The sequence below is a fragment of the Mycobacterium sp. GA-2829 genome (assembly GCF_001499965.1).
Lineage (GTDB): Bacteria > Actinomycetota > Actinomycetes > Mycobacteriales > Mycobacteriaceae > Mycobacterium.
Window position 1 is genome coordinate 55,685 of the sequence record NZ_LQIT01000021.1, and the last position, 14,533, is coordinate 70,217.

Below are 14,533 nucleotides of genomic sequence, written 5' to 3' on the forward strand. Positions count from 1 at the left end.
GTTGTGTCACGCCAATCGCGAAACAGCGTGCATCAACCCAACACTCGAGCCCAGACGAAAAAGCCCCCGGGACACGAGGTCCCGGGGGCAAATTCGCACCGACTAGCGGTAGTCGCTGTACCCGTAGTCGTCCAGCGGCACCGCAGCACCGGTCGCCTGGCCGAAGTCGGGGCTGTAGTACTGATCCTCGTAGGACGGGATCGTGTACGCCGCGGCCCGCGCCTCTTCGGTCGGCTGCACCTGGATGTTGCGGTAGCGGTTGATACCGGTACCGGCCGGGATCAGCTTGCCGATGATCACGTTCTCCTTCAGACCCTGCAGCTTGTCGCTGCGGCAGTTGATCGCCGCATCGGTCAGCACGCGAGTGGTCTCCTGGAACGACGCCGCCGACAGCCACGAATCCGTGGCCAGCGATGCCTTCGTGATACCCATCAGCACCGGACGTCCGGCCGCGGGCTCAGCACCCTCGGCCACGACGCGACGGTTCTCCGACTCGAACTCGGCACGCTCGGTCAGCGAGCCGGGCAGGAACTCCGTCGCACCTGAATCGATGATCGTGACGCGACGCAGCATCTGCCGGACGATGACCTCGATGTGCTTGTCGTGGATCGACACGCCCTGGGCCCGGTAGACCTCCTGGACCTCGTGGACCAGGTGGATCTGCACCTCACGCGGACCCTGCACACGCAGGACCTCGTGCGGATCGGCCGAACCCTCCATGAGCTGGTCGCCGACCTGGACGTGATCGCCGTCGGACAGCACGCCTTCGGAACCGTCCTCGTGCTTGATCACACGCAGGCGCTGACGCTTGGAGAGCTTGTCGTAGACGACTTCCTCGCCACCGTCGTCCGGGATGATGGTGATCTTGTAGAAACGTTCACCCTCCTCCAGCTGGACACGGCCGGACACGTCGGCGATCGGCGCCTTGTTCCGCGGCACGCGGGCCTCGAACAGCTCCTGCACGCGGGGCAGACCGCCGGTGATGTCCTCACCCACACCGCCCTGGTGGAAGGTGCGCATGGTCAGCTGCGTGCCGGGCTCGCCGATGGACTGCGCGGCGACGATACCGACGGCCTCGCCGATGTCGACCAGCTTGCCGGTCGCCATCGAACGGCCGTAGCACTTCGCGCACACACCGGTCGCCGAGGCGCAGGTCAGCACCGAACGCACCTTGACGTGGTCGACGCCGGCCGCCAGCAGCTTGTCGATGGCCGGGTCACCCAGGTCGTGGCCGCGCTCGATGACGACGTTGCCGTCGGCGTCGACCGCGTCGGTGGCCAGGGTGCGGGCGAACGCCGAGGTCTCGACGTGCGGATCCCGGACCAGCGTGCCGTCGGGCTGACGCTCGGCCAGCGTGACGTTGATGCCACGCTCGGTCTCGCAGTCGTTCTCGCGGACGATGACGTCCTGTGAGACGTCGACCAGACGACGGGTCAGGTAACCCGAGTCGGCGGTACGCAGCGCGGTGTCCGCCAGACCCTTACGGGCGCCGTGGGTGTTGATGAAGTACTCCAGCACCGTCAGGCCCTCACGGAACGAGGACTTGATCGGGCGCGGGATGAACTCACCCTTCGGGTTGGTCACCAGACCCTTCATGCCCGCGAGCGTGCGGGTCTGGGTCAGGTTGCCCGTGGCGCCGGACTTCACGATCGTGATGATCGGGTTGTCCGCCGGGTAGTAGGCCTCGAGAGCCTTACCGACCTCTTCGGTGGCGTCCTGCCAGATCTTGACCAGCGAGTCGTTGCGCTCCTTGTGGTTCAGGGCGCCACGCTGGTACTTGCGCTCGATGCCGTCGGCCTCACGCTCGTACCGGTCGAGGATCTCCTGCTTCTGCGGCGGCACGAGCACATCGGCCATCGACACGGTGACACCCGAACGGGTGGCCCAGTAGAAGCCGGCGTCCTTGAGCTTGTCCACGGTCTGCGCGACGACGATCATCGGGAAGCGCTCGGCCAGATCGTTGATGATCCGGGCCTGCACCTTCTTGTGCATCTGCTCGTTGATGAACGGATACGAGATCGGCAGCAGCTCGTTGAACAGCACGCGACCCAGCGTCGTCTCGGCGGTCCAGGCCATGCCCGGCTGCCAACCGTTCTCGAACAGCTCGGCCTCCAGGGCGACCGGCGGCCGCTGCTGGGTCAGGCGCACCTTGATCTTCGACCGCACCGACAGCGCACCGCGGTCCATCGCCATGATGGCCTCGGCCGGGCTGCTGTACACGCCCTGCTCCGCCTCGTCGTTGGTGGCCGGGCGGTATTCGCCCTTGTCACCCTCGATCTCGGTGGTCAGGAAGTACAGCCCGGTCACCATGTCCAGACGCGGCATGGCCAGCGGCTTACCCGACGCGGGCGACAGGATGTTGTTGCTGGACAGCATCAGGATGCGGGCCTCGGCCTGCGCCTCCGCGGACAACGGAAGGTGCACGGCCATCTGGTCGCCGTCGAAGTCGGCGTTGAACGCCTCACAGACCAGCGGGTGCAGCTGGATGGCCTTGCCCTCGACCAGCTGCGGCTCGAAGGCCTGGATACCGAGGCGGTGCAGGGTAGGTGCACGGTTCAGCAGCACCGGGTGCTCGGCGATGACCTCTTCGAGGACATCCCACACCTGGGGACGCTGACGTTCCACCATGCGCTTGGCGCTCTTGATGTTCTGCGCGTGGTTCAGGTCGACCAGACGCTTCATCACGAACGGCTTGAACAGTTCGAGCGCCATCAGCTTCGGCAGACCGCACTGGTGCAGCTTGAGCTGCGGACCCACGACGATGACCGAACGGCCCGAGTAGTCGACGCGCTTACCGAGCAGGTTCTGACGGAACCGGCCCTGCTTGCCCTTGAGCAGATCGGACAGCGACTTGAGCGGACGGTTGCCCGGTCCGGTGACCGGACGGCCGCGGCGGCCGTTGTCGAACAGCGCGTCCACCGACTCCTGAAGCATGCGCTTCTCGTTGTTGACGATGATCTCGGGCGCGCCGAGGTCGATCAGTCGCTTGAGCCGGTTGTTGCGGTTGATGACGCGGCGGTACAGGTCGTTGAGGTCGGAGGTCGCGAAGCGGCCACCGTCGAGCTGAACCATCGGGCGCAGCTCCGGCGGGATCACCGGAACGGCGTCGAGCACCATGCCCATGGGCGAGTTGGCGTTGCTCTGGAACGCCGCGACGACCTTCAGGCGCTTGAGAGCACGGAGCTTCTTCTGGCCCTTGCCGTTCTTGATGGTGTCGCGCAGGCTCTCGGCCTCGGCGTCGATGTCGAAGGTCTCGATGAGCTTCTTGATCGACTCGGCACCCATGGCGCCCTCGAAGTACTCGCCGTAGCGGTCGACGAGCTCGCGGTAGAGCACCTCATCGACGATGAGCTGCTTGGGAGCCAGCTTGGTGAAGGTGGTCCAGATCTCGTCGAGCCGGTCCAGCTCACGCTGGGCCCGGTCGCGGAGCTGACGCATCTCACGCTCGCCACCGTCGCGCACCTTGCGGCGCACGTCGCTCTTGGCGCCTTCGGCCTCGAGCTCGGCCAGGTCGGCCTCGAGCTTCTGGGCGCGGGCTTCGAGGTCGGCGTCGCGCTGATCCTCGACGGCCTTCTTCTCGACGACCATCTCGGCCTCGAGGGTCGAGAGCTCGTTGTGGCGCATCTCGTCGTTCACCGAGGTGATGACGTAGGCCGCGAAGTAGATGATCTTCTCGAGATCCTTCGGGGCCAGGTCGAGCAGGTAGCCCAACCGCGACGGCACACCCTTGAAGTACCAGATGTGCGTGACGGGCGCGGCCAACTCGATGTGGCCCATCCGCTCACGACGCACCTTGGCGCGGGTCACCTCGACGCCGCAGCGCTCGCAGATGATGCCCTTGAAACGGACGCGCTTGTACTTACCGCAGTAGCACTCCCAGTCGCGAGTCGGTCCGAAGATCTTCTCGCAGAACAGGCCGTCCTTCTCGGGCTTGAGCGTGCGGTAGTTGATGGTCTCCGGCTTCTTGACCTCACCGTAGGACCACTGACGGATGTCGTCCGCGGTCGCGAGACCGATGCGGAGTTCATCGAAGAAGTTGACGTCTAGCACGTAACTCCCTTTCCCCTTTCGGGACTAGAAATCTGAAATCAGGCACCACGGCGAGCCGTGACTTAAGCCAGGTCTTCGACGGAGGCGGACTCGTTGCGGGACAGGTTGATTCCGAGGTTGGCAGCAGCACGCTCCAGGTCCTCGTCGTCACCGTCACGCATCTCGATCGCCGCGCCGTCCGAAGACAGCACCTCGACATTCAGGCAGAGCGACTGCAGCTCCTTGAGCAACACCTTGAACGACTCCGGGATACCGGGTTCGGGGATGTTCTCGCCCTTGACGATGGCCTCGTACACCTTGACGCGACCGACCGTGTCGTCGGACTTGATCGTCAGCAGCTCCTGCAGCGTGTAGGCGGCGCCGTAGGCCTGCATGGCCCAGCACTCCATCTCGCCGAACCGCTGACCACCGAACTGCGCCTTACCACCGAGCGGCTGCTGGGTGATCATCGAGTACGGACCGGTCGAGCGGGCGTGGATCTTGTCGTCCACCAGGTGGTGCAGCTTCAGGATGTACATGTAGCCGACCGTCACCGGGTACGGGAACGGTTCGCCACTGCGGCCGTCGAACAGCGTGGCCTTGCCGTCCTCGTTGACCATCACCTCGCCGTCGCGGTTGGGCAGCGTCGCGCCGAGCAGGCCCGACAGCTCGTTCTCGCGGGCACCGTCGAACACCGGGGTGGCGACGATGCTGTCCGACGGAGCCGAGTACAGCTCCTCGGGCAGCTTCTCCGCCCAGTCCGGCACACCCTCGGTACCGGCCACGTTGATGTTCCAGCCGGCCTTGGCGACCCACCCGAGGTGGGTCTCCAGAATCTGGCCGATGTTCATACGACGCGGCACACCGTGGGTGTTCAGGATGATGTCCACCGGGGTGCCGTCGGGCAGGAACGGCATGTCCTCGACGGGCAGGATCTTGCCGATGACGCCCTTGTTGCCGTGGCGTCCGGCCAGCTTGTCGCCGTCGGAGATCTTGCGCTTCTGCGCGACGTACACGCGGACCAGCTCGTTGACGCCGGCGGGCAGCTCGTCGTCATCCTCACGCGAGAACACGCGGATGCCGATGACCTTGCCGGACTCACCGTGGGGCACCTTGAGCGACGTGTCGCGGACCTCGCGCGCCTTCTCACCGAAGATCGCGCGGAGCAGCCGCTCCTCGGGGGTCAGCTCGGTCTCACCCTTCGGGGTGACCTTGCCGACCAGGATGTCGCCGTCGCGGACCTCGGCGCCGATGCGGACGATGCCGCGCTCGTCGAGGTCGGCCAGGACCTCGTCGGAGACGTTCGGGATGTCCCGGGTGATCTCCTCGGCGCCCAGCTTGGTGTCACGGGCATCGATCTCGTGCTCTTCGATGTGGATCGAGGTGAGCACGTCCTCTTCGACCAGACGGTTCGAGAGGATGATCGCGTCCTCGTAGTTGTGCCCTTCCCACGGCATGATCGCCACGAGCAGGTTCTTGCCCAGGGCCATCTCACCGTTCTGGGTGCAGGGGCCGTCGGCGATCACCTGTCCGGACTCCACACGCTGCCCGGCGTCCACGATCGGACGCTGGTTGGCGCAGGTGCCGTGGTTCGAACGGGCGAACTTGCGCATCCGGTAGGTGCGACGCGTGCCGTCGTCGGCCATCACGGTGATGTAGTCCGCGCTGACCTCTTCGACCACGCCCGACTTCTCGCTGACGACGACGTCGCCCGCGTCGATCGCGGCGCGCAGCTCCATACCGGTGCCGACCAGCGGGGCCTCGCTGCGGACCAGCGGAACGGCCTGGCGCTGCATGTTGGCACCCATGAGGGCACGGTTGGCGTCGTCGTGCTCGAGGAACGGGATCATCGCCGTCGCGACCGACACCATCTGGCGCGGCGAAACGTCCATGTAGTCGACGTCCGTCGGGGCGACGTTCTCGACCTCGCCGCCCTTACGGCGCACCATGACGCGGTCCTCGGTGAAGGCACCGTCGTCATCGATCGGCGAGTTGGCCTGCGCCACGACGTGGCGGTCCTCCTCGTCGGCGGTGAGGTAGTCGATCTGGTCGGTGACCTTGCCGTCGACGACCTTGCGGTACGGCGTCTCGATGAAGCCGAACGGGTTGACCCGCGCGTACACCGACAGCGAGCCGATCAGACCGATGTTCGGACCCTCAGGGGTCTCGATCGGGCACATGCGGCCGTAGTGGCTGGCGTGCACGTCGCGGACCTCGAGGCCGGCGCGCTCACGGGACAGACCGCCGGGGCCCAGCGCCGAGAGGCGACGCTTGTGGGTCAGACCCGAGAGCGGGTTGTTCTGGTCCATGAACTGCGACAGCTGCGACGTTCCGAAGAACTCCTTGATCGCCGCCACGACGGGGCGGATGTTGATCAGGGTCTGCGGCGTGATCGCCTCGACGTCCTGGGTGGTCATGCGCTCACGCACGACGCGTTCCATACGCGAGAGGCCGACGCGGATCTGGTTCTGGATCAGCTCGCCCACGGTGCGCAGACGCCGATTGCCGAAGTGGTCGATGTCGTCCACTTCAACCGGGACCTCGACTCCTCCGGGAGCAGTCATTGTCGGCTGACCGTCATGCAGACGGACCAGGTACTCGATGGTCGCGACGACGTCTTCTTCGGTCAGCGTCGAGCTGGTGATGGGCTCACCGGCGTTGAGGCCGAGCTTCTTGTTGACCTTGTAGCGGCCGACGCGAGCCAGGTCGTAGCGCTTCTCCTTGAAGAACAGGTTCTCCAGCAGGGTCTGCGCGGACTCCTTGGTCGGCGGCTCGCCCGGACGAAGCTTCCGGTAGATGTCGAGCAGCGCCTCGTCGGTGCCTGCGGTGTTGTCCTTCTCCAGCGTGCTCATCATGATCTCGCTGAAGCCGAACCGCTCGGTGATCTGCTCGTTGGTCCAGCCGAGGGCCTTGAGCAGCACGGTGACGGGCTGACGGCGCTTGCGGTCGATGCGGACGCCGACGGTGTCGCGCTTGTCGACGTCGAACTCCAGCCACGCACCGCGGCCGGGGATCACCTTGACGCTGTGCAGCGTCTTCTCGGTGGACTTGTCGATGCTCTCGTCGAAGTACACACCGGGCGAACGGACGAGCTGCGACACCACGACGCGCTCGGTGCCGTTGATGATGAAGGTGCCCTTCTCGGTCATCATCGGGAAGTCGCCCATGAAGACCGTCTGGCTCTTGATCTCACCGGTGTTGTTGTTGATGAACTCCGCCGTGACGAACAGCGGGGCCGCGTACGTCATGTCCTTGTCTTTGCACTCGTCGACGGGTGCCTTGACCTCGTCGAAGCGCGGGTCGGAGAAGGACAGCGACATCGAGCCCGAGAAATCCTCGATGGGCGAGAGCTCGGTCAGCACCTCTTCGAGGCCACCGGTCGGATTCACATCGCCACGGGCGGTGGCCCGCTCGCGCCAGCGGTCGGCGCCGATCAGCCAGTCGAAGGACTCGGTCTGAACGTCGAGAAGCCCCGGAACCTCGAGAGGCTCACGGAGCTTGGCGAAGGAAATGCGGTTTGGTGCTCCGGGAACGGAGTTATTGGTGATAGCTTTTGCTGACTTGCTCTGGCTAGAGACTGCCAAGATGCATCCTTCCAGCACCTCAAGCGACTAGGGGGCCGGGGAACCGGACCTTGCGCCGCGTATCTGCGTCGGTTCGGCTGGCATGGCAGCCCGTCCGGACTCTCCGAAACACGGCACGCGTCTAGATCACTGAGTTTTGAAGGCTCAGGCTGGGACTAGCGTGTCGGGTGCAGGTGAGGTGGGCAGGATGCAGCCAGCGCAACGTCCAACGATAGCGCAAGTCCGCCTATTCCTCAACGAGGATCCCTCAACCTCCGTACAACGGCCGCATGACACGACCGATCAGGCGCTGGCTGGCGACCTCAATCCGTGCATACATGCTGCCCAACAGATTGGCGCGTCAAACGTTCTCCGTCAAGAGATAAGCCGATCTTGGTTGTCGCGTCGCGGGCGGTCATCAGCTTTCGTCAGGATCGCGGCGCAATTTCGGATGAATTGGCCCGCCTCGGCCCGCTTCGCCTAGGCGAACATTGCGGTGATTGCCGCTTCCGTCGCCGCAATCCTTGCCGCGGCGTCCGCGATCTCACCCGCCGTCGGATGTCTGCCGTCGATATCAAAGATGCATGGCACGTGCACAGAAGTGACCTGGGCTTTGTCGCTCTCGGAGGCGGCCGGGCGCGCTGCAACGCCGTGCGTGAGCACGACGGCGAACGACGCAGTCGACGCGATGACCAGCGATGCCACAACTCGTTTGTCCATGTTGCACCGTATCGCCATCAGCAAACGGTGTGCAGGTTTGCTGATGGCGGCTGCGACCCTTGTCGCCGAACGTGCACTCACTGCGAAAAAGCGGCCCAGATTTCGCAGTAGACGCACACTCGACGCATCGACTTCTACGTCAGGGGCGTCCATCCCGCCGCCCAACGACCCTGGTGTAGAACTCGCCGCCGACGGGCCGCCCGCAACCGCCGAACGTGCACTCACTGCGAAAAAACGGCCCAGATTTCGCAGTGGACGCACGCTCGGCGAAGCAAGCCCCCACAAACGCAGAAGTGCCCGGCCGCCAAAGCAGCCGGGCACCTCTCGAAACAAACTCAGCTCTCGCGCGACACCGGGATCGACGCCGTCGGCGCATCGTCCTCGTGATGGTGCCGGCGGGTGGTCGACTCGTCCGGGTAGTCCTGCACGCTCGAGCCCCCGCCGGTGCTGTCGAGGTCTTCCTTGATCGCCTGCTGCGCCTTCGGCGGCAGCGTGTGCAGGATCTCCCGCACGCGGGCCTGACGACGCCCGACCGCACGACGCTCCGGCATCCCCGGCGTCGCCTGGATCTGCGGCGGCACACCCTCGATCTCCTCGACACCACCGTCGTGGTGACCGGCGTCGACCATGGCCTGCTCTTCGGCCATCGTCGACTCGTCCTTCTCCTCGGACATACCGATCGGCCCGAGGCGACGGCCGTTGAGGAACTGCCGCACCACCGGCTCGTCGGAGGTCAGCAGCACCTCACGCGGTCCGAACATCACGAGGTGCTTGCGGAACAGCATGCCCATGTTGTCGGGCACCGTCCGGGCGATGTTGATGTTGTGCGTGACGATGAGGATCGTGCAGTCGATCTGCGCGTTGATGTCGATCAGCAGCTGCGACAGGTAAGCCGTACGCACGGGGTCCAGACCGGAGTCCGGCTCGTCGCAGAGGATGATCTGCGGGTCGAGCACCAGCGACCGCGCCAGGCCGGCACGCTTGCGCATACCGCCGGAGATCTCGCCGGGGAACTTGTTCTCGTCGCCGCCGAGGCCGACGAGTTCGAGCTTCTCCATGACGATCTTGCGGATCTCGCTCTCCTTCTTCTTCGTGTGCTCACGAAGCGGGAAAGCGGTGTTGTCGTAGAGGCTCATCGAGCCGAACAGCGCACCGTCCTGGAACATGACGCCGAACAGGGTGCGGATCTCGTACAGCTCTTTGGCCGAGCACTCGATGATGTTGGTGCCGTCGACGATGATCTTGCCGCGCTCGGGGCGCAGCAGTCCGATGAGCGACTTCAGGAAGACCGACTTACCGGTACCGGACGGTCCCAGCAGAACGCTGACCTCACCGGCCGGGATCTCCATGGTGACGTCTTCCCAGATTCGCTGGGGCCCGAAGGACTTGGTGAGCCCCTCAACCTGAATGCCAATGCCCACGCGCGATCCTTCCCAGAGTGCTTCGAGCCACGTCTCCCTGGCCTGTGGCTTGAGTCACTGTAGCTTACGGCCATTTGTGGCGACACAAGTGTCCACAAACGAAACCGCCCGGGATCGATTGATCCCGGGCGGTACGTGTGTAGCTGAAATTACTTGACGGTGACCGACGCGCCGGCAGCCTCGAGCTTGGCCTTGGCCTCCTCGGCGGCTTCCTTCGCGACCTTCTCCAGGATCGGCTTCGGAGCGCTGTCGACCAGGTCCTTGGCTTCCTTCAGGCCCAGGCCGGAAACGATCTCGCGGACGACCTTGATGACGCCGATCTTCTTCTCGCCGGCACCTTCGAGGATGACGTCGAACTCCGACTGCTCTTCGGCAGCCTCGGCGGGGGCAGCAGCGCCACCGGCAGCGGCGACCGCGACCGGAGCAGCGGCGGTGACCTCGAAGGTCTCCTCGAACTGCTTCACGAACTCCGAGAGCTCCAGCAGGGTCATTTCCTTGAACGCGTCGAGCAATTCGTCAGTGGACAGCTTGGCCATGATTGGTCCTTCCTAGATGTGTTTCTGTCTGTCTTGGGGTGTTGAGGCTTCTGCTAGGCAGCTTCCTCAGCGGCCTTCTTCTCCTGCAGCGCCGCGGCGAGACGCGCGACCTGCGACGCCGGGGCGTTGAACAGCCCGGCGGCCTTGGCGAGGTTGCCCTTCATCGCGCCGGCCAGCTTGGCCAGCAGCACCTCGCGGGACTCGAGGTCGGCGATCCGGTTGACCTCTTCCAGGGAAAGCGCGCGGCCTTCCATGTAGCCGCCCTTGATGACGAGCGCCTTGTGGTCCTTGGCGAAGTTCTTGATCGCCTTCGCCGCGTCGACGGGCTCGCCCTGGACGAACGCGATGGCGGTCGGGCCCGTGAACAGCTCGTCGAGGCCCTCGATGCCTGCCTCGGCAGCGGCGCGCTTGACCAGCGTGTTCTTCGCGACGGTGTAGGTGGCGGATTCCCCGAGCGAGCGACGCAGCTGCGCGAGGTCGGCCACCTTCAGCCCGCGGTACTCGGTGACGACGGTGGCCGTCGCCCCCTTGAACTGCTCGGCAATGTCGGCAACCGCCGTGGCCTTTTCAGCCTTGGCCATGCATGCCTCCTTGTGGTGGGTATCGGATGCACCACCGAAAGGAGGCCGGAAACGACGAACGCCCCGACGCAGACAGGTCGGGGCGCAAATAGAACGTGCCTCGTCCTCCTGCGTGGGCCGCCCGGAGTGATCCGGGACCTTCAACCGATTGCTCGGTGACCGACGGTCTTCGGTGGAACCACACGAGAATAGCGGACGTCGCCGCGATCAGCCAAAACGCTCACGCGAGCAGACACAGATTCGCGTATTCACGGGCGGATTCACCCGAATCTGTGTCTGCTCGCGCCCAGCCCGACACACCTACTCGGGCTTGAGCCGTTCGGGCGGTTCGGCCGGGGTCAGGCGTTCGGGCGTCTCTGCGGGGGTGAGCCGTTCGGGAGTCTCCCCCGGCGTGCCGGGGTTGGGGGTCTGGGGTTCCGACGGAGCGGTCATGGAGGTCGCGTACCCAACGCGCTCAGTCGGCAATCGCGAGCGCCGCCGCACCGACCAGCCCCGCCGACCCCGACAGCGCGGCGGGCACCACCGTCAGCTCCCGCAGGAACGACAACCCGGCGTACGACGACAAAGCCGAGCGAACCCCGTCGAACAGCAACGGCCCCGCCCGCGACACCCCTCCGCCGATCACCACACGGTCGAGGTCGCACACCGCGGCGACGGACGCGATCATCGCCGCGAGCGCGCGGGCACCGCGCGCATAGGCCTCGAGTGCGACGGCATCTCCCGCCCGAGCCGCCTCGGCAAGAGATCGAGCGTCAGCACCGACCCACCCCTGCGCGACGGCCCACCGCACCAGATGCGGTCCCGCCGCGATCGTCTCCACGCATCCGCGCCCGCCACACGTACACGCGTCACCGTCCAGGGAGACGACGACGTGCCCGACGTGCCCCGCGTTCCCGGTGCGGCCGTCGTAGGGGGCGCCGTCGAGCACCAACCCGCCGCCGACACCCGTTGACACCACGATCCCCAGCAGGAACTCCGCATCCCGCGCGGCGCCGCACAACCGCTCCCCCATCGCCATGCACAGCCCGTCCCCGCCGAGGCGCACCGGCAAGCCCGTCAACGACGACATCCGCTCGACGAGCGGAAACCGTTGCCACACAGTCAGATTGATCGGACTCACCACGCCGGCGCCTACATCGACGGGTCCGGCCGACGCGATACCGACCCGCCGCACCGCATCGCCGCCGGAGGACAACGCCGACGACACGAGCCGGGAGACCACCGCCCACACCGCCTCGGCGTCGATCCGGGGTGTCGGCGCCGACGCCTCGAAGACAACCACGCCAGAAGGGTCGACCAACCCGACCGCGATCTTCGTGCCTCCGACATCGAGTGCCAGCGTCAGGTCCGTCATCAATCCCGGACGATATCGACCACCAGCGCGCGATGGTCGGAGATCGGCAGGCTCACCGCCTCACAGTGTTCGACGCGCAGCCGCGGATCGTCGGTGAGGACGTGGTCGAGCTGGCGGTCGGGATTGTCGGCGGGGAAGGTCAACGCCGATCCGAGTGACCGCATGCGGGCCCAGCGGGCGGGTGTGGGCGGGCTCATGTTGAGGTCGCCGACGAGCATGCGCGGACCGTCGAATCCGCGCAGGTCCCGCACGAGGCGCCGCATCTGCATGCGGTTCCACCCGGGCACGAACGACAGGTGGGTGTTGGCGACGGTCAGCGGCCCCAGCGGGGTGTGGAAGGTGCCGACCATCGCCGCGCGGGGTTCCTCGTTGACGACCTGCACCCGGTTGGGTCCGGGCAGGTACATCGGGAACCGCACCGGGATCCGGGGCAGCCGCACCACCTGCCAGGTCTCGGCCGGGAACCGGGACAGCAGCGCGATGCCGTAGGCGGCGGTGCCGGGCTGTTCGCGTCCGGTCGCGGCCATCCACGTCGCCCCCGGGGTGCCGGCGATCGCGGCGACGAACCGGTGGCTGACCGCGCGCATGGCCTCGGCGGCGACCGCGGTCAGATCGGCCTTGCCCGAGCGCGGCTGATCGAGGTCGACCTCCTGCAGCGCGACGATGTCGGCGTCGAGTTCGCGGATGGCATCACCCAGTCGCTCGAGCTTGACGTCGCCGTCGTGCACGCTGCGGCCGTGGAGAATGTTGAATGTCGCCAGACGCATGGGGTACTAGGTACCCGCCACTGGGACCGACCGACACCCGACTGACCCCACGAAAGTAGGCCGATGTCCGCCCGTAACGACGCTCTGCGTGATGCGCTGCGCCGCTCGGCCTCCGCGCTGCGCGCACACGGCCCCGAATTCGCGCTGGCGGGCAGCTATGCGCTGTGGGTGTACGGCGGTCCGGAACCGGTGCACGACGTGGATTTCGTCGTCGCCGAGGAGGACACCGAGGCGGCGGCGTTGACGTTGGAGAAGGCGGGATTCCGCATCGAGCGCACGCCGGAGGACTGGTTGTTCAAGGCGTGCGTGGGCGACGACTTCGTCATCGACGTGCTGCACGCGCTGAACGGAAAATCCGTGACGGCGCAGGATGTGGCCGCCGCCGAGGAACTCGACGTGCTGGCGATCCGGATGCGGGTGCTGCCGCCGACGCACGTGTTCACCGAGAAGCTCAACTCGCTCAACGAACACCACTGCGACTATTCGGCGTTGCTGCCCGCCGCCCGTGCCGTACGCGAGGCCGTCGACTGGGATCAGGTGCGTAAAGACGTCGCCGAAAACCCTTTCGCCAGTACGTTTCTGGTGCTCACCGACAAGCTGGGCATCACGGGCTGACGGCGCGGATCAGCCGGTCGGCAACGGCACTGACCGCGGCGATCACCTCGGGTGGTTCGAGCACCTCGAATTCGGCTCCCGCGACGGCGAGGTAGAGCGCCATGCGTTCGGGGTCGTCGGCGCCCGCGGTGACGATGCACGCGTCGGCTCCGTCGGGTTCGATGTGCGCCGAGGCGGGTGGGAAGTGCGCGGCTATGACGTCGGCGGGCACCTGATAGCGCACGCGCGCGACATAGCGGTAGGGCGAGGTGCTGATGGAGCGGCGCACGTAGTCGGCGGCGTCGGGCGCCTCGCGCGGGGTGAAGGTGGTGCCGGCGGCAGTGACGTCGGTCATCCGGTCCAGGCGCAGGCTGCGCCAGTCCTGTTTGTCGCGGTCGTAGCCGAGCAGGTACCAGCGGCGTCCGGTGGTGACGAGGTGGTAGGGCTCGAGCCGGCGCCGGGTGGCGTTGCCCCCGCGGTCGACGTAGCCGGCGGTGACGTGTTCGTGGTCGCGGGAGGCGCGGGCCAGGGTCATCAGCACGTCGGGTTCGACGACCTCGGAGGTGTTCGACGGCAGCGTGACGGTCGCGTCGTGGACGGCGGCGACCTGTGACCGCAGCCGCGACGGCATCACCTGGTCGAGTTTGGTGAGCGCGCGCAGCGCCGACTCCCCCACCCCGGCGACCGATCCGCCGGCGGCCAGGCGCAGGCAGACGGCCATCGCGACGGCTTCGTCGGGGTCGAGCAGCAGCGGCGGCAGCGCAGCGCCCGCACCCAATTGGTAGCCGCCACCGTGCCCCTTGCTCGCGGCGACGGGATAGCCGAGCTCGCGCAGCCGGTCGATGTCGCGGCGCACGCTGCGGGTCGTGACGCCGAGCCGCTCGGCGAGCTCCTCACCGGACCACACCCGGCGCGACTGCAGCAGACCCAGCAGCTGCAGCACCCGGCTCGTCGTTTCGGCCACACCG

Annotated in this window: 11 protein-coding genes; 1 reads left to right on the forward strand and 10 read right to left on the reverse strand. The window is 66.4% G+C overall.

All coding sequences use genetic code 11. The annotated features are described in order from the left end of the window. Nucleotides 1-102 precede the first annotated feature (102 nt). The 9 genes from AU194_RS14325 to AU194_RS14360 form a co-directional block, all read right to left on the reverse strand. Nucleotides 103-4,050: a DNA-directed RNA polymerase subunit beta' gene (locus tag AU194_RS14325; protein ID WP_059089919.1), complete on the reverse strand. Its 3,948-nt coding sequence runs from the start codon at nt 4,048-4,050 to the stop codon at nt 103-105. A gap of 62 nt (nt 4,051-4,112) precedes the next feature. Next, complete coding sequence (locus AU194_RS14330; RefSeq protein WP_369804122.1) at nt 4,113-7,613, reverse strand: DNA-directed RNA polymerase subunit beta; 3,501 nt, start codon at nt 7,611-7,613, stop codon at nt 4,113-4,115. 459 nt (nt 7,614-8,072) lie between these two features. Next, the gene (locus AU194_RS14335; protein WP_059089921.1) at nt 8,073-8,312 is read right to left on the reverse strand and encodes a hypothetical protein; all 240 of its coding nucleotides are present in this window, start codon (nt 8,310-8,312) and stop codon (nt 8,073-8,075) included. 335 nt (nt 8,313-8,647) lie between these two features. After that, complete coding sequence (locus AU194_RS14340) at nt 8,648-9,733, reverse strand: ABC transporter ATP-binding protein (protein WP_059089922.1); 1,086 nt, start codon at nt 9,731-9,733, stop codon at nt 8,648-8,650. A gap of 149 nt (nt 9,734-9,882) precedes the next feature. Then, nucleotides 9,883-10,269 carry a 50S ribosomal protein L7/L12 gene (rplL, locus tag AU194_RS14345; RefSeq protein ID WP_059089923.1) on the reverse strand — a complete coding sequence of 129 codons (387 nt, stop codon included), beginning with the start codon at nt 10,267-10,269 and terminating at the stop codon, nt 9,883-9,885. Between the two features lie 53 nt (nt 10,270-10,322). After that, entirely contained in the window at nt 10,323-10,850 is a 528-nt protein-coding gene (rplJ, locus tag AU194_RS14350) for a 50S ribosomal protein L10 (RefSeq protein WP_059089924.1), read from the reverse strand. Between the two features lie 300 nt (nt 10,851-11,150). Further along, the gene (locus tag AU194_RS32855; RefSeq protein ID WP_255374832.1) at nt 11,151-11,282 is read right to left on the reverse strand and encodes a hypothetical protein; all 132 of its coding nucleotides are present in this window, start codon (nt 11,280-11,282) and stop codon (nt 11,151-11,153) included. A 22-nt stretch (nt 11,283-11,304) separates the two neighbouring features. Beyond that, nucleotides 11,305-12,204, reverse strand: a complete 900-nt coding sequence (locus tag AU194_RS14355) for an ROK family protein (protein ID WP_059089925.1) — start codon at nt 12,202-12,204, stop codon at nt 11,305-11,307. Beyond that, on the reverse strand, nt 12,204-12,971 hold the full coding sequence (locus AU194_RS14360) for an endonuclease/exonuclease/phosphatase family protein (RefSeq protein ID WP_059089926.1): 768 nt from the start codon (nt 12,969-12,971) through the stop codon (nt 12,204-12,206). Before AU194_RS14360 ends, AU194_RS14355 begins: the two co-directional genes overlap by 1 nt. Nucleotides 12,972-13,034: 63 nt before the next feature. Between AU194_RS14360 and AU194_RS14365 the strand changes: the two genes are divergently transcribed. Further along, nucleotides 13,035-13,586 (forward strand): hypothetical protein, encoded by a 552-nt coding sequence (locus tag AU194_RS14365; RefSeq protein WP_059089927.1) that lies wholly within the window; start codon nt 13,035-13,037, stop codon nt 13,584-13,586. On the opposite strand, the gene AU194_RS14370 is transcribed toward AU194_RS14365, so the two are convergent. Next, nucleotides 13,576-14,529: a YafY family protein gene (locus AU194_RS14370; protein WP_059089928.1), complete on the reverse strand. Its 954-nt coding sequence runs from the start codon at nt 14,527-14,529 to the stop codon at nt 13,576-13,578. The genes AU194_RS14365 and AU194_RS14370 overlap by 11 nt on opposite strands. Nucleotides 14,530-14,533: the final 4 nt, after the last annotated feature.

Coding starts and splice junctions, on each gene's coding strand:
- rplL (WP_059089923.1), bottom strand. CDS start 10,269: ATGGCCAAGCTGTCCACTGACGAATTGCTCGACGCGTTCAAGGAAATG.
- rplJ (WP_059089924.1), bottom strand. CDS start 10,850: ATGGCCAAGGCTGAAAAGGCCACGGCGGTTGCCGACATTGCCGAGCAG.
- AU194_RS14360 (WP_059089926.1), bottom strand. CDS start 12,971: ATGCGTCTGGCGACATTCAACATTCTCCACGGCCGCAGCGTGCACGAC.
- AU194_RS14335 (WP_059089921.1), bottom strand. CDS start 8,312: ATGGACAAACGAGTTGTGGCATCGCTGGTCATCGCGTCGACTGCGTCG.
- AU194_RS14355 (WP_059089925.1), bottom strand. CDS start 12,204: ATGACGGACCTGACGCTGGCACTCGATGTCGGAGGCACGAAGATCGCG.
- AU194_RS32855 (WP_255374832.1), bottom strand. CDS start 11,282: ATGACCGCTCCGTCGGAACCCCAGACCCCCAACCCCGGCACGCCGGGG.
- AU194_RS14365 (WP_059089927.1), top strand. CDS start 13,035: ATGTCCGCCCGTAACGACGCTCTGCGTGATGCGCTGCGCCGCTCGGCC.